We start from the raw sequence: 21770 nt of genomic DNA, 5'->3' as shown, positions 1-21770 counted from the left end.
GGATCAGCAAGTGGAGCGGTAGTATTAACAGCATTAATCGTATTTTTATCAAGCGTATTAGTATAATAGAAGTTTTGTAATAAAAGAAAAAGAGAGGAGAATGAAAGATATAAAAGAGCAAGTATTACAAGTAACAAAAGGTGACTTCGTAGGATCAGCAAGTGGAGCGGTAGTATTAACAGCATTAATCGTATTTTTATCAAGCGTATTAGTATAATAGAAGTTTTGTAATAAAAGAAAAAGAGAGGAGAATGAAAGATATGAAAGAGCAAGTATTACAAGTAACAAAAGGTGACTTCGTAGGATCAGCAAGTGGGGCAGTAGTATTAACAGCGTTAATCGTATTTCTATCAAGTGTATTAGTATAATAGAAGTTTTAAATTAGACAAAAAAGGAAGGAGAATGAGGGATATGAACAGTGAACAAGTGTTTCAAGTAACAAAAACAGATTTATTAGGATCCTTAGGTGGAGCGGTAATAGTAACATCATTTATTCTATTCCTTGCAAATGTATTAGTATGAGATATATAAATACAATCATTCAAAAAAAATAAAGACTCTAACGTATTGGTAAGTAGTTAATATGTTGGAGTCTTTTTTATATTCTTCTTATATACCCTCAAGTATTAAAGTTACCTCATTATCCAGCATTCAATGCTAATTAAACGCTGCGGTTGAAACTTGATTCAACGAATAATCAAAAATCCATTGAATAAAATCAAGCTGTATTTCAAAGAGAAAAAAGTCGAATTTTATATGTAAGAAAAAAAGAGGAATTTGACAGAAAAGATAGAAAATTTTAAAGGTCAGAATTTGTTAGCTTGCTAACTAATTTCTATTAATTAATGTTGGAAGCGTTTTCGATTGGTTTTAAGTATGGACCATTTAATCTATTTACAGGGGGATGAAGATATTATGAAACAAAAATCTATGGATACGCTAGCTGCACAAATGGAGGACTTTTTTCCAGTACGTGATGTAGATCATTTGGAATTTTACGTAGGGAATGCAAAGCAATCGAGTTATTATCTTGCGAGAGCGTTCGGATTCAAAATTGTAGCTTACTCTGGATTAGAAACTGGAAACCGTGAAAAGGTATCTTATGTTCTTGTGCAAAAAAATATGCGTTTCGTTGTGTCTGGAGCTTTAAGTAGTGAAAATCGTATTGCAGAGTTTGTAAAGACTCATGGTGATGGCGTGAAGGATGTGGCACTACTTGTTGATGATGTTGATAAAGCATACTCAGAAGCAGTGAAACGTGGTGCCGTCGCAATTGCTCCACCACAGGAATTAACAGATGAGGAAGGTACATTGAAAAAAGCAGTTATTGGTACGTATGGTGATACAATTCATACGCTTGTAGAGCGTAAAAATTATAAAGGGGCATTTATGCCAGGATTCCAAAAGGTAGAATTTAATATTCCATTTGAAGAGTCTGGTTTAATTGCTGTTGATCATGTAGTTGGTAATGTTGAAAAAATGGAAGAGTGGGTTAGTTATTACGAGAATGTTATGGGCTTTAAACAAATGATTCATTTTGATGATGACGATATTAGTACAGAGTATTCGGCGTTAATGTCGAAAGTTATGACGAATGGAAGTCGTATTAAGTTTCCTATTAACGAACCAGCAGACGGAAAGAGAAAGTCACAAATTCAAGAGTATCTAGAATTCTATAATGGAGCTGGTGTACAACATCTTGCTTTATTAACAAGTGATATTGTTAAAACAGTTGAAGCGCTTCGTGCAAATGGGGTGGAGTTTTTAGATACACCTGATACTTATTATGATGAGTTAACTGCACGAGTTGGAAAAATTGATGAAGAAATTGATAAGTTAAAAGAATTAAAGATCTTAGTAGATCGTGATGATGAAGGTTACTTACTACAAATCTTTACGAAACCAATTGTAGATCGCCCGACTTTATTTATTGAAATCATTCAACGTAAAGGTTCTCGTGGATTTGGTGAAGGAAACTTTAAAGCGTTATTCGAATCAATTGAAAGAGAACAAGAGCGTCGCGGGAACTTATAAGATTTGTATCCACCAGCAAAAGTCCCTTTGCTGGTGGAAATTTCATTTTTATAAGGAGGAATCAGGATGAAATTTGTTACATTTCGTCTTCCTTCAAAAGAACTACGAGCTGGATGGCTTGAAGGTGACAAAGTAATAGATATGAATCTTGCTAGTGAAGGAGAAATCCCTTCTTCTATGATGGCTTTTTTAGAGAAAGCAGATGAGTATGTAGAAGTAGTACGGAATATTAAGAATCCAAATAAGGGTATATATGCTTTAGAAGAAGTACAATTGACAGCTGCTCTTCCTAATCCGAGTAGTATTCGAGATTTTTACGCATTTGAACAACATGTAAAAACAGCTCGCGGACGAAGAGGATTAGATGTTGTGCCTGAATGGTATGATATTCCGGTTTTTTATTTTACTAATCATCGTGCTGTAATTGGTTCCGGTAATTTTGTAATTGGTCCGAAAAAGTCTAAAAAGCTTGATTATGAGTTGGAGATTGCTTGCGTAATAGGAAAAGAAGGGCGAAATATTTCTCGTGAGCAAGCAGAGGAATATATTTTTGGTTATTGTATTATGAACGACTGGAGTGCGAGAGACTTACAAGCAACAGAAATGAAAGTAGGTCTCGGTCCAGCGAAAGGAAAAGACTTTGCAACTTCTTTAGGAGCACATCTCGTTACGAAAGAGGAATTAGACGTTTATCGTAATGGTGATCGATATAATTTAGAAATGACTGCTCATGTAAATGGAAAACTATTATCAAAGGGAAACTTCCAAGATATTTACTATACATTTGCTGAAATGATTGAACGTGCTTCAGAGGACGTTACGTTATATCCAGGAGATGTGATTGGTTCTGGGACAGTAGGAACAGGATGTATTTTAGAACTGGGTACAGAAGAGTGGCTACAAGATGGAGATGTTGTAGAACTGTCGATTACTGGTTTAGGTACACTACGTAATACGATCAAAAAAGAAAAGGAAGCGGGTGATGGGCATGTTTTATCGTCACATGGGAGAACTACCTCATAAACGACATGTACAATTTCGTAAAAAAGATGGATCGCTTTATCGTGAACAGGTAATGGGAACAAAAGGTTTTTCTGGTACGCAGTCTATTTTATATCATCATTATATGCCAACAGAAGTAGGTCATTCTGCATTATCGCATTCTTGTCAGTTGCAGTATGAAGAGGATGTTGCTCTTTCTCATCGCCACTTTCGAACGAAAGAAAGTAAAAAAAGTGGTGATGCAATAAGTGGACGGAATTTCATACTTGGAAATGAAGATTTGTTAATTGGAGTAGTGAGTCCAACAGAAAAAATGGATTATTTCTATCGTAATGGTGATGGCGACGAAATGTTATTTGTTCATTATGGAACAGGAAAAATTGAAACGATGTTTGGAACGATTCACTATAGAAAAGGCGACTATGTAACGATTCCAATTGGAACGATTTATCGTGTTATTCCAGATGAAGGAGAGACTAAGTTTCTTGTTGTAGAGGCGAATAGCCAAATTACAACGCCGCGTCGTTATCGAAATGAATACGGACAATTGTTAGAGCATAGTCCGTTTTGTGAAAGAGATCTTCGTGGTCCAGAAAAATTAGAGACATATGATGAAAAAGGCGAGTTTGTCGTAATGACAAAATCAAGAGGCTATATGCATAAACATGTTTTAGGACACCACCCGTTAGATGTTGTTGGATGGGATGGCTATTTATATCCGTGGGTATTTAATGTAGAGGATTTTGAACCAATTACAGGGCGCATTCATCAGCCGCCGCCAGTACATCAAACATTTGAAGGACATAATTTTGTTATTTGCTCTTTCGTACCACGTTTATACGATTATCATCCAGAGTCAATTCCGGCACCATATTATCATAGTAATGTTAATAGTGATGAAGTTCTTTACTATGTAGAAGGAAACTTTATGAGTCGCAAAGGTGTGGAAGAAGGTTCTATTACACTTCATCCGAGCGGGATTCCCCATGGGCCGCATCCTGGGAAAACGGAGGCAAGTATAGGGAAGAAAGAGACGCTTGAATTAGCTGTTATGATAGACACATTCCGTCCGCTTCGTATTGTCAAACAAGCACATGAAACAGAAGATGAAAAGTATATGTACAGCTGGATTGAACAAGGTTCATATACTGTGAAATAAGTAAAAAAAGCATGCTCTCAATAAGGGAGCATGCCTTTTTTGTGGAATCGACATGTGTAATAATACCAAAAAGAGTTGTCGAAAGTTATATAGAAAGAATGATAAGGATCGTGCATATTTAGAAGAATTTCTACTTGTTTCGACAAAAGTATTGACTAGGAAAAGCGTAATGAGTAAAATAAAAAAGCAAATTAAAAATTTTCAGAAAATTTAAAACTTGGAGGAGTGAAAGATGAAGCGAATTTTTCAAAAGAAGCCAATTGCAAAGTTAATGCAAGAAAGTAAGCAAAAAACGTTAGCAAGAACATTGGGCGCGCTAGATTTAACTATGCTTGGAATCGGAGCAATTGTTGGAACTGGTATTTTTGTTCTAACGGGTGTTGTGGCAGCGAAACATTCTGGGCCAGCTATTATATTATCATTTGTGATTGCCGCTCTAGCTTGTGCCTTTGCTGCATTTTGTTATGCTGAATTTGCTTCTTCAGTTCCTGTCTCGGGCAGTGTGTATACGTATACATACGCGACGATGGGGGAAGTATTCGCATTTTTAATTGGCTGGGATTTAATGCTTGAATATTTACTTGCTACATCTGCTGTAGCGAACGGTTGGTCTGCATATTTTCAATCTTTATTAAAGGGGTTTGGAATTCATATCCCGACTATTCTCTCCTCGGCTCCTGGTACAGGTAAGGGTGGAATAATTGATCTACCTGCAGTTCTAATTATTTTAGTGATGACAGTTCTTTTATCTAGGGGTGTTCGTGAAAGTGCACGAGTAAATAACATTATGGTATTTATTAAAATAGCAGTTGTTCTTATTTTTATCTTTGCTGGTTTTAATTATGTGAAACCTGAAAACTGGACGCCTTTTATGCCATTTGGTTTAGATGGTGTAATGGCTGGAGCGGCTACAGTATTTTTCGCATTTATAGGATTTGATGCAGTTTCAACAGCGGCAGAAGAAGTGAAACGTCCGCAACGTGATTTACCAATTGGTATTATTGCATCGTTATTAATTTGTACAGTTCTTTATATCGTTGTTTCGCTTATTTTGACAGGAATTGTTCCATACGGGCAGCTAAATATATCAGATCCAGTTGCTTTCGCACTTCAATTTATTGGACAAGATGGTTTAGCGGGGGTAATTTCAGTAGGAGCAATTACAGGAATTACAACAGTAATGCTAGTTATGATGTATGGGCAAGTTCGTGTTTCTTATGCGATGAGCCGAGATGGTTTACTGCCGAAGCGTCTAGCTAAAGTTCATCCGAAATTTAAAACGCCATTTTTAAATACATGGACAACGGGAATTATTGCGGCACTGATTTCAGGATTAATAGATTTAAATGTTTTAGCGCATCTTGTAAATATGGGGACATTGTCAGCATTTGCACTCGTAGCTGTTGCGGTAATCGTAATGAGAAGAACTCATCCAGACTTACCAAGGGCATTTAAGGCTCCGCTTGTACCATTTTTACCAGCATTAACAGTGATCTTCTGTTTATACTTAATGCTTCAATTATCGGGGACAGCATGGATTAGTTTTGGGATATGGATGGTTATTGGTATAGCGGTTTACTTCTTATATAGCCGAAAACATAGTGCTTTAAATAATAGTAAAAAAGAAGAAGATGTTGCGAATTTATAAGCGGAAAAATCCATTCTAATTCTGTTAGAATGGATTTTTTGTTTGAAAATTTACATTTTTCCGAACTTATTATAAGATAATTGTTGGCTAACTAAAGGGGTGAAATGATGAAAAATACGTGGCGTGAGTTAAGGGAGATGGACCGTAACGTATGGATTCGATTTATTGGAGAGACGTTAAATGGAATTGCAATGATGATGTTAATGCCTTTTTTTGCATTATATTTAAAAGATAAGGTAGATTCGTTGTTGGAAGTTGGGGTTATTATGGCGCTTTCTCCAATTGCTGCAAGTTTTGGGTCACTTATAGGAGGGAGAATTGCTGACATATATGGAAGAAAGCCTATTATGATATTTTCTATGGCAAGTAATGCGTTATTAATGCTCGGTTTTCTATTTATAGAAGGATTTATTCCATATGCAATTTTATCTATTTTTTTAGGGTTGAGTAATTCTTTATTTCATCCAGCTGCATCAGCTATGGTCGCAGATGTAACGGTACCAGAAAAAAGAACAGAGGCATATGGTTTATTACGAATGGGACACAATATAGGTGCTGCGATTGGTCCGATAATGGGAGCATCAGTAGTTGTGTTGTCAAAGAACCTTGTGTTTATTATTGCCTCTTCTACAATGCTATTTTATGCGTTACTTGTATTACTTCTTATTCAAGAGACGATGCCAAAAAGGACAGATAGGGAAGAACATAAAGAAAAGGAATCTGGAGCAGTTTGGAAAATTGTAATGCAAGATAAGGCATTAATGATTTACTTATTAGCAGGTATTATCATTTCGATGGGGTTTTCTCAAACCGAAGGCATGTTGCCACTACATTTTGATAATGAAATGAAGCGTATTTTTGGAACGAATAATCCATATCCATATTTAATGGCGTTAAACGGACTATTAGTTGTTTTATTCCAGTTTCAAATTTCAAAATGGGCTACGGATAAACCAGTCGGGAAGACGATGTTATATGGTGCATGTTTATTCGGGATTGGATTATTTTTTATAGGGTGGTTACCGAAGTGGTTTGGAGAATTTAATACAAATGCTACAATTATTTTAATAACACTACTGTTCGTTTATGCTATATATACGTTAGGTGAAATGATTATGTCGCCTGTACAGATGACATTTGTAGCAAATTTGGCCCCTGAGCATTTGAGAGGGACTTATATGGGAGCTGCAAGTTTGCAGTGGATTACAGGAAGCGCATTTGGCCCACTTTTGGGAGGTTTTTTATTAGATCGATTACTTGGTCACTTTCTATTTACAATTTTAGCTGTAGGATGTGTAGTTGCAGGTATTGTATATGTTTCTTTAGATCGCCTTGTTGAGCAAAGGCAAAAAGACACACTAACCAAACAATCGTCTTAGTGAATAGGTGACATACACAAAAAAGGGGATTTCTACATATTTTAGGTACATAACTAGATTAGATTGCCATTTTATTTTGTGTACCTATATAGAAAATGAAATGAAAAACCAATAAGTGATGTTATTTAATTATTTATGGAAGTTACATTTTATTTCAAATAGGAACTACCTATTTTTATAAAAAGTGCTAAAATAGAAAAATGAAAACAATTGGTTAGGGTGATTTCATTGACGAAAATTAAATTAGGTTTATTATATGGTGGAAAATCAGCTGAGCATCAAGTTTCGCTACAGACGGCTCTTGCTGCTATTAAAGCGTTAAATCAAGATAAATTCGAGATTCATCCAATTTATATTACAGAACAAGGTCAATGGGTACGTGGTGAGCGTATTGAAGGCGAAGTAACAGATGTTGAAGCTTTAAAAATGAGCGGTGCAGAAAATGCGATTTCTCCGTTATCATTAAGTACAGAAATTATCCCATCTGCAGCTTCTGAGGAGAACGCTATTGACGTTATTTTCCCATTACTACATGGACCAAACGGTGAAGATGGAACGGTTCAAGGACTATTAGAATTAATGAATATCCCTTATGTAGGAAATGGTGTTCTAGCATCATCTGCTGGTATGGATAAAGTTGTTATGAAAAACATCTTTGCAGAGGCTGGTTTAAAACAAGCAAAATATGCATCCTTCATTCGTAGTGCATGGGAAAAAAATCGTGAGGAAGCTTATTCTAAAGTAGAAGATAAGTTAGGATATCCTTGCTTCGTAAAACCAGCGAACCTTGGTTCAAGTGTTGGTATTAATAAGTGTAAAAATCGTGAAGAACTTGAGGATGCATTTGTAGAGGCATTCCAATTTGATCGCAAAATTATTGTAGAAGAAAATATTGTAGGTCGTGAAGTAGAAGTTGGGGTACTAGGTAATGATGAGCCGAAATGTTCAGTTGTAGGTGAAATCGTCCCGAAAAAGGACTTCTATGATTATAAGTCGAAATATATCGATGGTGATACGGCGCTAATTATTCCAGCTGAAATGACAGAAGAAGAATCTAATGTAATTAAGCGTGATGCGATTATTGCATTCCAATCATTAGACGGTGCAGGTTTAACGCGAGCTGATTTCTTCTTAACGAAAGATGGAGAAGTGTATATTAACGAAGTAAACACAATGCCAGGATTTACACCGTTCAGTATGTTCCCTCTATTATGGCAACATACTGGGTTACCGTATCCAGAATTAATCGAAGAGCTAATTCGTTTAGCGATTGAACGTCACGAAGAAAAACAAAAAATTAAATATACAATCTAACAAAAAAGGAGGAAGCACTATTCATAGGAATAGTGCTTCCTCTATGTAAGGAGCGTTTCTATATGATAAAGCGAATGTTAAAGCAAGTGGAACAGATGGTAAATGGTACTGGATTAGCAGAGCAATATGAGGGAATTACTATTCAAGGCGTGTCTATTGATACAAGAAAAATTAAAAAAGGAAACTTGTATGTTCCGATTCAAGGGGAGCGCTTTGATGGACATGGTTTTGTAGATAAAGCTGTTGAAAATGGAGCTGTGGCTACATTATGGATGAAAGATGTAGCGAATCCACCTGAGAATCTTCCGGTTATTTTTGTGGAAGACACGCTATCGGCATTGCAAATGTTAGCGAAAAACTATCGTGATCAATTGGATGTTAAAGTTGTAGGTGTAACGGGTAGTAACGGTAAAACATCTACGAAAGATATTGTAACAAGTCTTCTTGCGACTAAGTTCAAAGTGCAAAAAACAGAAGGGAACTTCAATAACCATATCGGATTACCTCTTACCATTTTAAACTTAGAAGAAAATACAGAAGTAGCAGTATTAGAGATGGGTATGTCAAGCCGAGGCGAAATTGAATTCTTATCTAAGTTAGCTCGTCCTAATGCAGCTATCATTACGAATATCGGTGAGGCACATTTAATGGATTTAGGATCTCGTGAGGCAATTGCTGAAGCGAAATTAGAAATTGTTACAGGGTTACAAGAAGGTGGCGTGTTCGTATATAACGGAGATGAGCCTTTATTAACGAATCGTGTTCCTGAAATGAATTTAGCGGCAGAAACGGTTACGTTTGGTGATGCAAGAGCAAACGATTATTATCCAACGACTGTAACATTACAAGCAACTGGGACACATTTCAAAATGAATAGAGATGAAAATATTTCATTCTACTTACCTGTGTTAGGAAAACATAATGTGTATAATACACTTGCTTCAATGGCAATTGCGAAACATTTTGGTGTAACGTGGGAAGAGATGAAAGAAGGTTTAGTAACACTTCAAATGACGGGCATGCGTATGGAAATTGTGAAAACAAATAGTGGTTTAACAATTATCAACGATGCTTATAATGCAAGTCCGACGGCTATGGAAGCAGCATTCCATTTAATGAATGGTTTAGATGGTTTTGCTAAAAAAATCGTTGTGCTCGGTGATATGTTAGAACTTGGAGATCAAGAAGTACAGTTCCATTATGAGGTAGGAAAATTAATCGATCCAGCAAAAATCTCGTATGTATTCACATACGGTAGATTAGGGGCTCAAATTGCTGAAGGAGCGAAAATTAATTTCCCTAATGAACGTGTAAAGGCGTATGATAATAAAGAAGAGTTAGTAAAAGATTTACAAGCAGTAGTCGATGTGAAAGATGTTGTATTAATAAAAGCATCTCGCGGTATGAAATTAGAAGAAGTAATTACGATGTTGAAATAATTGGTGTATATAAATAGGGATGATAGTTACGAAAATAGAAGAAACTTATAATAAGCGCTTACAGTAAATATAAAAAAATAAAAGTGAAGAAAAAAACTCTGAATATGAAAATAAGGTAACAGTTGGGTTTGCTTTTTACACATACAAAACTTATAATTGATAAAGTGTAATAACGTTTAGAAGTATTTTCGTGAAGAATATACGCCCGTTTATATACGTGAGCATTCAGGAAAAGGGCTTTTCCGCAAATTCGGAAAACGCCTTTTTTTAAATGATAAGTATAGGATAGAAAAGGAGAAGTAACATTGACAACATTTCGAGAATTAGGATTAAGTGATTCTTTACTGCAATCTGTTGAAAGTATGGGCTTTGAAGAGGCTACACCAATTCAAGCTGAAACAATTCCACATGCATTGCAAGGTAAAGATATTATTGGGCAAGCGCAAACAGGTACAGGGAAAACAGCAGCATTCGGATTACCACTATTAGATAAAGTGGATACACATAAAGAATCGGTTCAAGGTATTGTTATCGCGCCAACGCGTGAATTAGCAATTCAAGTTGGAGAAGAATTATACAAAATTGGTAAGCATAAACGTGTTCGTATTTTACCAATTTATGGTGGTCAAGATATTAACCGCCAAATTCGTGCTCTAAAAAAACACCCACACATTATTGTTGGTACGCCGGGTCGTATTTTAGATCATATTAACCGTAAAACACTTCGTCTGCAAAACGTAGAGACAGTTGTTCTTGACGAAGCGGATGAAATGTTAAACATGGGCTTCATTGAAGACATTGAAGCAATTTTAACAGATGTGCCAGAAACACATCAAACATTACTATTCTCAGCGACAATGCCGGATCCAATCCGCCGTATTGCTGAGCGTTTCATGACTGAGCCTCAACACATTAAAGTAAAAGCAAAAGAAGTAACAATGCCAAACATTCAGCAGTTCTATTTAGAAGTGCAAGAAAAGAAAAAGTTTGACGTGTTAACACGCTTATTAGATATTCAATCTCCAGAGCTTGCAATCGTATTCGGTCGTACAAAGCGCCGTGTTGATGAATTATCAGAAGCATTAAACTTACGTGGTTATGCTGCAGAAGGTATTCACGGTGATTTAACTCAGGCGAAACGTATGTCTGTATTACGTAAATTTAAAGAAGGTTCTATTGAAGTTCTTGTTGCAACAGACGTTGCTGCACGTGGTCTTGATATTTCAGGCGTAACGCACGTATATAACTTCGATATTCCACAAGATCCAGAATCATACGTTCACCGTATCGGTCGTACTGGTCGTGCAGGTAAAAAAGGTATTGCAATGCTATTTGTAACACCACGTGAATCAGGACAATTAAAAAATATCGAGCGTACAACAAAACGTAAAATGGACCGCATGGATGCACCGACACTTGACGAGGCATTAGAAGGTCAACAACGTTTAATCGCTGAAAAGCTTCAAAGCACAATTGAAAATGAAAACTTAGCATACTACAAGCGTATTGCAGAAGAAATGTTAGAAGAAAATGACTCTGTAACAGTAGTAGCTGCTGCTTTAAAAATGATGACTAAAGAGCCGGATACAACTCCGATCGCTTTAACATCAGAACCACCTGTTGTTTCAAGAGGCGGCGGTTCTAAAAAACGCGGCGGTAACGGAGGCGGATACCGTGATGGTAACCGTAATCGTAGTCGTGATGCACGCGGCGGTGGCGATGGACGTAATCGTGACCGTAACCGTGATGGACGTAATCGTGACGGAAACCGTGATCGCAATCGTGATGGTAACCGCGATCGTAATCGTGATGGTGGTAGTCGTGGTCGTAGAGGTGAAGGCCAAGGTCGCCCTGGTTCTTCAAATGGACGCGGCGAAAGAAAACATCATAGCCGTCCACAAGCTTAATAAAAAAAAGAGAATGCCCTTTGCGGGCATTCTCTTTTTTTATTTCTATAATTGTGCATACTACATAATAGTTATGATAGAAAAGGGGCTGTTATATGCTTGTAAGGCTTGGTTACGTTGCGATGAGTGTACATTTGAAGAATGCATCTCCATCTCAAACGATGACGTATGCACAGTTTCAGAAATTAGATGATCGTGCTGCTGCAATTCGTAAACTTGAAAGAATTGCTAATTCCAATTTAGAAAATTGTTTACGTTTATTAAAGCATAATAAAGGGCATGACATATCTTTCTTTCGGCTCAGTTCAAAGCTCATTCCTTTAGCGAATCATGAGGAATTGATAGAGTGGAACTATATTCGTCCTTTAAAAGAAAATTTAAAAAAACTAGGTGAATATGCAGTTCATATGAATATGAGAATTGATTTCCATCCAGATCATTTTGTTGTACTAAATTCACCTGAGGAGAGTGTTTTTAAACAATCTGTAAAAACATTGCAGATGCACAAAAAATTATTAAAAGGTATGGGGATTGAACATAAGCAACGATGTGTACTGCATGTTGGAGGAGGATATAAAGATAAAGAACTTGCATTAGAGCGCTTTATAGAGAATTGGTCGAATGTCCCAAGGGGTATTCAAGAAATGATTATATTAGAAAATGATGATACAACCTTTACGTTAGAGGAAACATTATATTTAGGAGAAAAATTAGATATTCCCGTCGTATTTGACTTGCATCACCATATGATGAATAATGAGCAAGAAGATTGGTATGAAGATTGGGCACGTGTCGTTCATACGTGGGAAACGTCTTTGTTGCCGGTTAAAATGCATATCTCTAGCCCTAGAGAGGGAAAAGATCCAAGAGCTCATGCAGATTATATTAATGTAGAGGCATTTTTATCTTTTTTAAGAAGGATAAAGGGAAGTGTTCCGCAAATTGATTGTATGATTGAGGCGAAGATGAAGGATGAGTCTTTATTTCAATTAATGAGAGATTTAAGTGAACAAGTAGATGTAGAAATTATCGATGGTGCAAGCTTTTATATTAAATAAGCTTTGCACCATCGTTTTTTTTTGTTAAAAAAGGGGTTAAAATGCCACCGGTTATTAAACCTGTTAAATGACTGATCGGATTGGCAGAAGGATTAAAGAAAGTAAATAGAAGTAATAGAAGTATCATAATTGAGAAAATAGCAATTTCTTTTGGTTTTGAAGAGCGGTATCGATTGTACAATAAAAATAACTGTGCACCTAATAGTCCGAAAATACCACCTGATGCACCTGCGTGAATATATTCAAGTGGCATAATAATATAAGAAGAAATATTTCCTGAAATTCCAGAGAGAAAAAATAGAATAAAAAAAGAAAAGTGTCCGAGTTGCTTTTCGATAGAAGAACCAAGAGCAAACAAAAAAATAATATTAGAAAGAAAATGTTGTAAGTCTACGTGTACAAGAAGAGAAGTTATGACACGCCACCATTCTCCTTTAGCGATATATTCATTAGAGGCTGCCAGTGGGAAGAGAAAAAAGTCGCCTAATATCATCATGACTAGATGAATAAGAAGTAAGGTAAGAATAGTCGGTTGTAAAGAAATATGGGTGGATCTTATTAGCATACGGTTACTTTCACCCCTTTTGCATCAGAAAGATTCTCTGTTATTCTTATCAATATGAAAGAAGAAAGTTAAATAGAAGAAGGGGATTTCGAAATGATTATAGGGATTGGTATCGATATTATTGAATTAAATCGTATTGAAAAAATGCTAGATGGAAAGCTTAAATTTATGGAACGTATTTTAACGGAAAATGAACGTAATGTTGCTATGGAGCTGAAAGGAAGTCGCCTTACAGAGTTTGTAGCTGGAAGGTTTGCAGCGAAAGAGGCGTATTCAAAAGCTGTAGGTACTGGTATCGGAAAAGAAGTGAGTTTTTTAGATATTGAAGTGAAAAATGATGAAAGAGGTAAGCCAATTCTGATTACAAGTACAGAGTATATTGTTCATTTATCAATTAGTCATAGTAAGGAATTTGCTGTTGCTCAAGTTGTTTTAGAAAGCTCGTCACGCTAGTCTGCATATTTTATATCTTTGTCTCATATATTTGAGGTAGCGATAAGGAAGGTACATCTTCCATTCATTTATAGGGGCAAAGGGGCTGAATTGATGAAAAGGCGTCTGTTTTTAGTTCTTGTCGGTTTGTTGACCGTTTTTGTGTTGGCGGGTTGTATGGAAAAGAAGCAAGATGATGTCGTGAGAGATTTAGAATCAAAAGTAAAAGGGATGAAAAGTTATCAAGCTGAGGCAAAATTATCTATTAAAACAGGCAATGAGCCTCAAGAGTATAACGTAGAGATTTGGCATAAGGAACCGTCTTTTTATCGTGTGAATTTAAAAAATGCAAAAAAAGATCAAAGCCAAATTATTTTGAGAAATGAAGAAGGTGTATTTGTATTAACGCCAGCACTTAATAAGAGCTTCCGTTTTCAAAGTGATTGGCCGCAAAATAGTAGCCAGGCTTATTTATATGAATCACTTGTAAGAGATATTTTGCAGGACAAGAAAAACCTTACTTTTGAGAAAACAGATAAGTATTATATTTTTAAAACAAAAACAAATTATCAACATCAAAATATGTTGCCTAGACAAGAGATTACATTGAATAAGAGCGATTTGACTCCAGTTTCAGTGAAGTTAATGGATAATGATCAAAATGTTCTTGTGAAAGTAGATTTCTCTAAAGTGAAATTTGATGCGAAATTTGATAAAGGTGCATTTGATACGAAACAAAATATGTCTAGAGCGCAGGTAGATGTTCAAACTACAGCGAAAGAAGAAAAACCGTTTGCTATTTTGTATCCACTTGATACACCACAAGGTATGACTCTGCAAGATGAAAAAGAGTTGAAGACAGACAGTGGCAAGCGTGCGATACTCACATACACTGGAAATAAGAAATCCTTTACTTTAATACAAGAAAAGGCAAAAGTTGCAGAGGCTTCATCAGCGGTAAGTGTAAGTGGAGAACCAGTTGATCTTGGGTTTACGATTGGTGCATTGACGAAAGACTCTGTAACGTGGTCGCATAACGGAGTAGAATATATGCTCGTGTCTAAAGGTTTAGAGCCGAAGGAGCTGTTAATGGTTGCTCGTTCAGTTACAGCGAAGCAGGTGAAGTAAACTTCTTAGACGTGGTGATATATGTGCACCACGTCTTTTCTTAGTTTGAAGGTGGATTTCATAAAAGAAGCATATAAAAGAATAAGCTTCGCATATCGTGTATAAGGAAGTGTATTTATGGAAGAAGCACCATTTTACCGTGACACTTGGGTGGAAGTGGATTTAGATGCCATTTATAACAACGTTACACATATTAAAGAGTTCATCCCAAGTAATGTAGAGATTTTTGCTGTAGTTAAAGCAAACGCATATGGGCACGATTATGTACCGGTGGCTAAAACGGCATTAGAAGCAGGTGCAACAAGGTTAGCTGTTGCTTTTTTAGATGAAGCTTTAGTGCTTCGGAGGGCTGGTATTACTGAGCCGATTTTAGTGTTAGGTCCCTCGCCGCCACGTGATGTAAATGTAGCTGCTGAAAATGATGTAGCGCTAACTGTTTTTCAAAAAGAATGGGTGGACGAAGCAATTGAACTTTGGGATGGTTCACCTGTAATGAAATTCCATATTAACTTTGATAGTGGTATGGGGAGAATTGGAATACGTGAAAGAAAAGAGCTAAAAGAATTTTTAAAGAGTTTAGAGGGTGCACCGTTTTTAGAGTTAGAAGGAGTATACACGCATTTTGCAACGTCAGATGAGGTTGAGACTTCGTATTTTGATAAGCAATATAACACGTTCTTAGAGCAGTTAAGTTGGTTGAAAGAATTCGGAGTGGATCCTAAGCTTGTTCATACAGCTAATAGTGCTGCGACGTTACGTTTTCAAGGGATTACATTTAATGCAGTGCGAATTGGGATTGCAATGTATGGATTATCTCCTTCTGTAGAAATACGTCCTTTTTTACCATTTGAATTAGAACCGGCGCTATCACTTCATACGAAAGTCGCTCATATTAAACAGGTAATTAAAGGTGATGGAATTAGTTATAACGTCACCTACCGAACGAAAACTGAAGAATGGATTGCGACTGTAGCGATTGGCTATGCAGATGGGTGGCTTAGAAGGTTACAAGGATTTGAAGTGCTTATAAATGGTAAAAGGGTACCGATTGTAGGGAGAGTAACAATGGATCAGTTCATGATTCATCTTCCTTGTGAAGTGCCACTTGGTACGAAAGTTACGCTTATTGGAAGGCAAGGAGATGAGTATATTAGCGCTACAGAGGTTGCGGAATACTCAGGGACTATTAATTATGAAATTATTGCAACGATTAGTTTCCGTGTGCCAAGAATATTTATACGGAATGGTAAGGTTGTAGAGATAATTAATTACTTGAACAATATATAGAAGGTAGTATGATTGCTTCTTGTCATTGGAGTGACTGTTCATTGCTGGATAATAAGCTCTTTTTGATGAGAAGCTTTTTACTTATAATCATTTTTTATATAAGTTGCACGTAAGTTTTGAAGAGGAGTTCTATTGTTTTTAGTTAGTTATGAGATAAAAAATTTAAGAAGATGAATGTTTTGTTTGTGAATTGGAAAACATAAGCAAGGAATAAGGAAGTCTTTGCAACAGGCTCCATACAATGGTATTATTACAATAGGTGTCATATATATATTTGGGTGTGTAGTTGACGGTGGAGGTGTATTTTTGTGTCCGAATCAAGTGTAACTACTGAAATCGTGGTTCGGTTGCCAAAGCAAATGGTAACGGAATTGGACGGAATTGGAAAACAAGAGAATAAGAATCGCCATGAACTAATTTGCCAGGCAACACAATTGTTATTGCGTCAACATAAGACGAAGAAACGCTACCAACATGAATCAATGCGACGTGGGTACATTGAAATGGGAAAAATTAATCTTGGTATTGCATCTGAAGCTTTCTTAGCAGAGTATGAAGCAGCTCATACAGTAGAACGCTTAGTTAGCGGGGGGTAATATTTTGATTGTAAAACGCGGCGACGTGTATTTTGCAGACCTTTCCCCAGTTGTTGGTTCTGAGCAAGGAGGCGTTCGTCCGGTTCTTGTCATTCAAAATGACATCGGAAATCGTTTTAGTCCAACGGTGATTGTAGCGGCTATTACTGCACAGATTCAAAAAGCGAAATTACCCACTCATGTGGAAATTGATGCGAAAAAGTATGGTTTTGAGAGAGATTCTGTTATTTTACTTGAGCAGATTCGAACAATCGATAAGCAACGCTTAACGGACAAAATCACTCATTTGGATGAAGTGATGATGAGTCGTGTAGATGAAGCGTTACAAATTAGTTTAGGACTAATAGATTTTTAAATCGGCAGTTTAAGTTGCTCTCTTTGAAGGGCAACTTTTTTTATTATAGAGGAGGTTACGGTTGTATATGGAAATGGTAGATAATCGACAAGCGTTAATGAAAATGTTAGTGAAAGAATTAGGCTTTACCGAAAAGCAAGTTCGTCATGTTATTCAATTAACAGAAGAAGGTAACACAGTTCCATTTATTGCTCGTTACCGAAAAGAATGGACAGGCTCTTTAGATGAGGTGCAAATTCGTACGATTTTAGAGAGATGGCAATATATGATGCAACTTGAAGATAGGAAGGAAGAAGTTCTTCGTCTTATTGATGAGAAGGGGAAACTGACAGAAGAGCTACGACAGCAAATTGTTAAAGCTACAAAGTTGCAAGAAGTAGAAGATCTATATCGTCCATATAAAGAGAAAAGAAGAACGAAAGCGACAATTGCTAAAGAAAAAGGATTAGAACCATTAGCTGAATGGTTATTGTTATATAAGAAAGAAGATCCGGCTAAAAAGGCAGTGGAATTTATTAATGTAGAGAAAGAAGTGCAATCTGCAGAAGAAGCTTTACAAGGTGCACAAGACATTATTGCAGAAATGGTTTCAGATGAAGCTGCGTATCGTAGTTGGATTCGAAATGTTACTTTTAGAAAAGGTGTTATGTCTTCGTCCGTGAAAGATGAAGAAAAAGATGAAAAGAATATATATGAAATGTATTACAGTTATGAAGAACCATTGCAAAAAGTAGTACCACATCGTGTATTAGCAATGAATCGTGGCGAGAAAGAAGATATATTGAGAGTTGCTGTTGTTCCGCCAGTAGATGAGATAGTAACTTTCTTAAATAAGAAAGTAATTCGTGATAACGATTCGAAAAGTGCACATTATGTACAATTAGCGATTGAAGATGGTTATAAACGATTAATTCAATCTTCAATCGAAAGAGAAATTCGTAAAGAATTAACAGAAACAGCTGAAGAACAAGCGATACATATTTTCTCTGAGAACTTACGTAACTTATTATTACAACCTCCGATGAAAGGGAAAGTCGTGCTAGCGGTAGATCCGGCATATAGAACTGGTTGTAAATTGTCTGTAGTAGATGATACGGGGAAAGTACTACATATTGATGTTATTTATCCGCATCCACCTGTTCGTAAATATGATGATGCAAAAACGCAAGTTCTTTCTATTATAGATAAATATCAAGTTGAAATGATTGCAATTGGTAATGGGACAGCATCTAGAGAAACAGAAGAGTTTATAGTAGATGTATTACAAAGTGTGAACCGAGATGTCTTTTATATTATTGTAAATGAAGCGGGTGCGAGTGTGTATTCGGCTTCTGATTTAGCCCGTGAGGAATTCCCAAATTTACAAGTTGAAGAGAGAAGTGCCGTTTCTATTGGAAGACGTCTGCAAGATCCACTTGCTGAACTTGTGAAAATTGATCCTAAATCAGTTGGGGTTGGACAATACCAACATGATGTATCTCAAAAGAGACTGAATGAGTCATTAACATTTGTAGTAGAAACAGCTGTTAACCAAGTTGGGGTTAATGTAAATACGGCTTCGGTTGCATTGTTACAATATGTTTCAGGTTTATCGAAAACTGTTGCGAAAAATATTGTGGCAAAGAGAGAAGAAGATGGGAAATTCACGAAGCGCACGGAATTAAAGAAAATCCCGCGTTTAGGTGCAAAGACGTATGAACAATGTATAGGTTTCTTACGTATACTAGAAGGAGCGAATCCATTAGATCGAACAGGTATTCATCCAGAGCAATATAAAAATGTTGAATTGTTATTGAATAGTCTAGGGTTATCGATAGATGACGTAGGACAACCGCAATTACAAAAGAGATTGGAAGAAGTAGAGATTTCTAAGTTATCTCAAGAAACAGGAGTTGGGGAGCCGACGTTAGTTGATATTATAGATGCGCTTATTAGTCCAGAAAGAGATATGAGGGATGAGTTGCCTAAACCACTTCTGAAAAAAGGGATTTTGAAATTAGAAGATTTAAAACGTGGTATGGAACTAGAAGGAACAGTTCGTAACGTTGTTGATTTTGGTGCTTTTGTTGATGTTGGCGTAAAGCAAGATGGTTTAGTACATATTTCTAAACTTAGCAAACAGTTTGTAAAGCATCCGTTAGATGTTGTATCAGTAGGGCAAATTGTAAAAGTATGGGTAGATGATATTGATACAAAAAAAGGACGCGTTGCACTATCTATGTTGCCGATTGAATAGTAAGAGAAGAGAGCAGATGAAACTGCTCTTTTTTTATGGAATAAAAAGTGTAATGGATTATGAGCTTTGATGTATTTTGCTATAATAAAACCAGCATTCATTTAATAATTTAATTTGATACCGGTTTTTTTCGAAATATGCACGTTGCATTTGTTTTTTTAGCCACGTAGGCATAGGAATCCCTCCTTGTTTAATCCTGCTCTCAAAAATCTAAAATGCTATTGATGAGAGGTTGGTGAGTGGATTTCTATTCATGTTTTGTTTTTAGAAACCACGCTTCTTACATGAGGATGGGTATATGTACTATTTAATATATGTATAAGAAGGGAGAAAAGTGTAAAAATATTTTTTTGTTTAGGAGGAATGAGAGTGGATGAGCAAGAAATTCAGGGACTAGTGGAAGAAGTGTCACTACAATACTTTGAGATGCCGTTCTTACATAAAGCAGTGTTTAATAATAGATTACGTACAACTGGTGGGCGTTATTTGTTGAAGAGTCATAATATCGAACTGAATTATCGATATTACGAAGTGTATGGTGAAGAAGAGTTAGTCGGGATTATTAAACATGAGCTTTGTCATTATCACTTACATATTGCAGGAAGAGGGTATAAGCACAGGGATAGAGATTTTCGTGAGTTGTTAAAGAAAGTTGATGCACCACGTTTTTGTAAACGAATGATTAATGAAGAGAAGGAAAAAAAGGTTTACAAGTATGAATGTATGGAGTGTTCACTTCAATATGTAAGAAGGCGTCAAATAAATACAAAAAGATATGTCTGTGGAAAGTGTAAAGGGAAACTCAAACCGATATCGAAAACATCTTGACAGTAAAAACGCAATCCAGTATATTATAAACATGTCACGTTTGAACAAGATGTTGTTAAAAACTTCTTGACTTACAGAGAGAATTTTTATAAGATACAAATTGTCTTCATTATTCCGCAGTAGCTCAGTGGTAGAGCTATCGGCTGTTAACCGATCGGTCGTAGGTTCGAGTCCTACCTGCGGAGCCATACAGAGAAGTACCCAAGTGGCTCAAGGGGCTCCCCTGCTAAGGGAGTAGATCGCTAACGCGGTGCGAGGGTTCGAATCCCTTCTTCTCTGCCATACATATTGGCCCGTTGGTCAAGTGGTTAAGACACCGCCCTTTCACGGCGGTAACACGGGTTCGAATCCCGTACGGGTCACCACTTCGGAGGATTAGCTCAGCTGGGAGAGCACCTGCCTTACAAGCAGGGGGTCGGCGGTTCGATCCCGTCATCCTCCACCATATAATTTTATATGAATAGTATTGTCGCGGGGTGGAGCAGTACGGTAGCTCGTCGGGCTCATAACCCGAAGGTCGCAGGTTCAAATCCTGTCCCCGCAACCAAATGGTCCCGTGGTGTAGTGGTTAACATGCCTGCCTGTCACGCAGGAGATCGCCGGTTCGACCCCGGTCGGGACCGCCATTTTAACTTCTGCTATATAGCAGTTGTTTTTTATTGGACATTATGGTACAATAACATTTGTCTTTGAAAAGAAGAAATTTATTTCGATGGGCTATAGCCAAGCGGTAAGGCAACGGACTTTGACTCCGTCATGCGCTGGTTCGAATCCAGCTAGCCCAGCCATTTACGAGCCATTAGCTCAGTTGGTAGAGCATCTGACTTTTAATCAGAGGGTCGAAGGTTCGAGTCCTTCATGGCTCACTTTTGTTTTTTTCGCGCGGTCGTGGCGGAACGGCAGACGCGCTAGGTTGAGGGCCTAGTGGGGGAAACCCCGTGGAGGTTCAAGTCCTCTCGGCCGCATCAAAAAAATCTTAAAAAGTACTTGCATTTGAAAATGTAGTATGATAAGATAATTGAGTCGCCAAATTACAACGACGAAAAAACATCATGAATAAGCGCCCGTAGCTCAATTGGATAGAGCGTTTGACTACGGATCAAGAGGTTAGGGGTTCGACTCCTCTCGGGCGCGCCAATTACGGGAAGTGGCTCAGCTTGGTAGAGCACCTGGTTTGGGACCAGGGGGTCGCAGGTTCAAATCCTGTCTTCCCGACCACGCGGGTGTAGTTTAGTGGTAAAACAAGAGCCTTCCAAGCTCTGGTCGAGAGTTCGATTCTCTTCACCCGCTTTTAGTTCTTTGAAAACTGAACGAAACAAACAACGTGAAACGTCAATTTTTATTTTAGATGCTAGACAAACTAACTTTATTGGAGAGTTTGATCCTGGCTCAGGATGAACGCT

At 37.1% G+C, this 21770-nt stretch carries 22 protein-coding genes and 12 tRNA genes; 32 read left to right on the top strand and 2 right to left on the bottom strand.

What is annotated here, in order from left to right; all coding sequences use genetic code 11:
- The 13 genes from ACTFRH_RS30335 to uvsE form a co-directional block, all read left to right on the top strand.
- Positions 1–66: DUF3948 family protein (locus ACTFRH_RS30335; RefSeq protein WP_048519132.1), on the top strand; the 66-nt coding region annotated here is incomplete at its 5' end.
- Positions 67–100: 34 nt separating this feature from the next.
- Positions 101–217 carry a DUF3948 family protein gene (locus tag ACTFRH_RS30330; protein ID WP_440049340.1) on the top strand — a complete coding sequence of 39 codons (117 nt, stop codon included), beginning with the start codon at positions 101–103 and terminating at the stop codon, positions 215–217.
- Positions 218–251: 34 nt separating this feature from the next.
- Positions 252–368, top strand: coding sequence for a DUF3948 family protein (locus ACTFRH_RS30325; RefSeq protein WP_000654250.1), 117 nt, complete (start codon positions 252–254; stop codon positions 366–368).
- Positions 369–411: 43 nt separating this feature from the next.
- A complete protein-coding gene (locus ACTFRH_RS30320; protein WP_001083693.1) occupies positions 412–522 on the top strand; it encodes a DUF3948 family protein in 111 nt (36 codons plus the stop codon).
- A gap of 393 nt (positions 523–915) precedes the next feature.
- Complete coding sequence (gene hppD / locus ACTFRH_RS30315) at positions 916–2034, top strand: 4-hydroxyphenylpyruvate dioxygenase (protein ID WP_000810923.1); 1119 nt, start codon at positions 916–918, stop codon at positions 2032–2034.
- A gap of 66 nt (positions 2035–2100) precedes the next feature.
- Positions 2101–3057, top strand: a complete 957-nt coding sequence (locus ACTFRH_RS30310) for a fumarylacetoacetate hydrolase family protein (RefSeq protein WP_000673998.1) — start codon at positions 2101–2103, stop codon at positions 3055–3057.
- Positions 3023–4195 (top strand): homogentisate 1,2-dioxygenase, encoded by a 1173-nt coding sequence (locus ACTFRH_RS30305; RefSeq protein WP_013141710.1) that lies wholly within the window; start codon positions 3023–3025, stop codon positions 4193–4195. Before ACTFRH_RS30310 ends, ACTFRH_RS30305 begins: the two co-directional genes overlap by 35 nt.
- Before the next feature lie 232 nt (positions 4196–4427).
- Entirely contained in the window at positions 4428–5843 is a 1416-nt protein-coding gene (locus tag ACTFRH_RS30300) for an amino acid permease (protein ID WP_000821076.1), read from the top strand.
- A gap of 107 nt (positions 5844–5950) precedes the next feature.
- Positions 5951–7222 (top strand): MDR family MFS transporter, encoded by a 1272-nt coding sequence (locus ACTFRH_RS30295; RefSeq protein ID WP_000799727.1) that lies wholly within the window; start codon positions 5951–5953, stop codon positions 7220–7222.
- A gap of 228 nt (positions 7223–7450) precedes the next feature.
- Positions 7451–8536 carry a D-alanine--D-alanine ligase gene (locus ACTFRH_RS30290; RefSeq protein WP_000161427.1) on the top strand — a complete coding sequence of 362 codons (1086 nt, stop codon included), beginning with the start codon at positions 7451–7453 and terminating at the stop codon, positions 8534–8536.
- A gap of 62 nt (positions 8537–8598) precedes the next feature.
- Positions 8599–9975 carry a UDP-N-acetylmuramoyl-tripeptide--D-alanyl-D-alanine ligase gene (gene murF, locus ACTFRH_RS30285; protein ID WP_000595966.1) on the top strand — a complete coding sequence of 459 codons (1377 nt, stop codon included), beginning with the start codon at positions 8599–8601 and terminating at the stop codon, positions 9973–9975.
- A 305-nt stretch (positions 9976–10280) separates the two neighbouring features.
- Positions 10281–11882 (top strand): DEAD/DEAH box helicase, encoded by a 1602-nt coding sequence (locus tag ACTFRH_RS30280; RefSeq protein WP_000206585.1) that lies wholly within the window; start codon positions 10281–10283, stop codon positions 11880–11882.
- Positions 11883–11977: 95 nt separating this feature from the next.
- On the top strand, positions 11978–12940 hold the full coding sequence (uvsE, locus tag ACTFRH_RS30275) for a UV DNA damage repair endonuclease UvsE (protein WP_000961160.1): 963 nt from the start codon (positions 11978–11980) through the stop codon (positions 12938–12940).
- Here uvsE and ACTFRH_RS30270 read toward each other — a convergent pair.
- Positions 12933–13505, bottom strand: a complete 573-nt coding sequence (locus tag ACTFRH_RS30270; RefSeq protein ID WP_000908521.1) for a rhomboid family intramembrane serine protease — start codon at positions 13503–13505, stop codon at positions 12933–12935. The two genes, uvsE and ACTFRH_RS30270, sit on opposite strands and share 8 nt — an antisense overlap.
- Before the next feature lie 93 nt (positions 13506–13598).
- On the opposite strand from ACTFRH_RS30270, the gene acpS reads away from it, so the two are divergent.
- The 6 genes from acpS (at position 13599) to ACTFRH_RS30240 (ending at position 19539) form a co-directional block, all read left to right on the top strand.
- Positions 13599–13958, top strand: a complete 360-nt coding sequence (gene acpS / locus ACTFRH_RS30265; protein WP_000583417.1) for a holo-ACP synthase — start codon at positions 13599–13601, stop codon at positions 13956–13958.
- Positions 13959–14114: 156 nt separating this feature from the next.
- Positions 14115–15065: a LolA family protein gene (locus ACTFRH_RS30260; protein ID WP_002163824.1), complete on the top strand. Its 951-nt coding sequence runs from the start codon at positions 14115–14117 to the stop codon at positions 15063–15065.
- 117 nt (positions 15066–15182) lie between these two features.
- The gene (gene alr / locus ACTFRH_RS30255) at positions 15183–16352 is read left to right on the top strand and encodes an alanine racemase (RefSeq protein ID WP_000390612.1); all 1170 of its coding nucleotides are present in this window, start codon (positions 15183–15185) and stop codon (positions 16350–16352) included.
- Positions 16353–16660: 308 nt separating this feature from the next.
- Complete coding sequence (locus tag ACTFRH_RS30250) at positions 16661–16948, top strand: antitoxin EndoAI (protein ID WP_000004570.1); 288 nt, start codon at positions 16661–16663, stop codon at positions 16946–16948.
- A gap of 4 nt (positions 16949–16952) precedes the next feature.
- Positions 16953–17303: a type II toxin-antitoxin system endoribonuclease NdoA gene (gene ndoA / locus ACTFRH_RS30245; protein ID WP_000635965.1), complete on the top strand. Its 351-nt coding sequence runs from the start codon at positions 16953–16955 to the stop codon at positions 17301–17303.
- A gap of 67 nt (positions 17304–17370) precedes the next feature.
- Positions 17371–19539: a Tex family protein gene (locus ACTFRH_RS30240; RefSeq protein ID WP_000426239.1), complete on the top strand. Its 2169-nt coding sequence runs from the start codon at positions 17371–17373 to the stop codon at positions 19537–19539.
- Positions 19540–19596: 57 nt separating this feature from the next.
- Here the strand turns inward: ACTFRH_RS30240 and cmpA are convergent, their stop codons facing one another.
- Positions 19597–19713 (bottom strand): cortex morphogenetic protein CmpA, encoded by a 117-nt coding sequence (gene cmpA, locus ACTFRH_RS30235; RefSeq protein ID WP_001143642.1) that lies wholly within the window; start codon positions 19711–19713, stop codon positions 19597–19599.
- Between the two features lie 195 nt (positions 19714–19908).
- Between cmpA and ACTFRH_RS30230 the strand changes: the two genes are divergently transcribed.
- From ACTFRH_RS30230 to ACTFRH_RS30170, 13 genes are all read left to right on the top strand, one after another.
- Positions 19909–20367: a SprT family protein gene (locus ACTFRH_RS30230; protein WP_000344229.1), complete on the top strand. Its 459-nt coding sequence runs from the start codon at positions 19909–19911 to the stop codon at positions 20365–20367.
- 113 nt (positions 20368–20480) lie between these two features.
- Positions 20481–20555, top strand: a tRNA-Asn gene (locus ACTFRH_RS30225).
- A 3-nt stretch (positions 20556–20558) separates the two neighbouring features.
- Positions 20559–20649 (top strand) — tRNA-Ser (locus ACTFRH_RS30220).
- An 8-nt stretch (positions 20650–20657) separates the two neighbouring features.
- Positions 20658–20732: transfer RNA gene (locus tag ACTFRH_RS30215), tRNA-Glu, on the top strand.
- Positions 20733–20736: 4 nt separating this feature from the next.
- Positions 20737–20812, top strand: a tRNA-Val gene (locus ACTFRH_RS30210).
- Between the two features lie 25 nt (positions 20813–20837).
- Positions 20838–20914: transfer RNA gene (locus tag ACTFRH_RS30205), tRNA-Met, on the top strand.
- 3 nt (positions 20915–20917) lie between these two features.
- Positions 20918–20993, top strand: a tRNA-Asp gene (locus tag ACTFRH_RS30200).
- Between the two features lie 87 nt (positions 20994–21080).
- Positions 21081–21155 (top strand) — tRNA-Gln (locus ACTFRH_RS30195).
- Positions 21156–21160: 5 nt separating this feature from the next.
- Positions 21161–21233: transfer RNA gene (locus ACTFRH_RS30190), tRNA-Lys, on the top strand.
- A gap of 16 nt (positions 21234–21249) precedes the next feature.
- Positions 21250–21332, top strand: a tRNA-Leu gene (locus ACTFRH_RS30185).
- 95 nt (positions 21333–21427) lie between these two features.
- Positions 21428–21504: transfer RNA gene (locus ACTFRH_RS30180), tRNA-Arg, on the top strand.
- 4 nt (positions 21505–21508) lie between these two features.
- A tRNA-Pro gene (locus tag ACTFRH_RS30175) sits at positions 21509–21585 on the top strand.
- A 1-nt stretch (position 21586) separates the two neighbouring features.
- Positions 21587–21657 (top strand) — tRNA-Gly (locus tag ACTFRH_RS30170).
- The last annotated feature ends 113 nt before the right edge of the window (positions 21658–21770 follow it).

The sequence above is a fragment of the Bacillus cereus group sp. MYBK216-1 genome (assembly GCF_051916495.1).
GTDB classification, from domain to species: Bacteria; Bacillota; Bacilli; order Bacillales; family Bacillaceae_G; genus Bacillus_A; species Bacillus_A thuringiensis_K.
The sequence above is the reverse complement of the archived record's forward strand: the minus strand, read 5'-3'. Positions and strand labels throughout refer to the sequence as shown.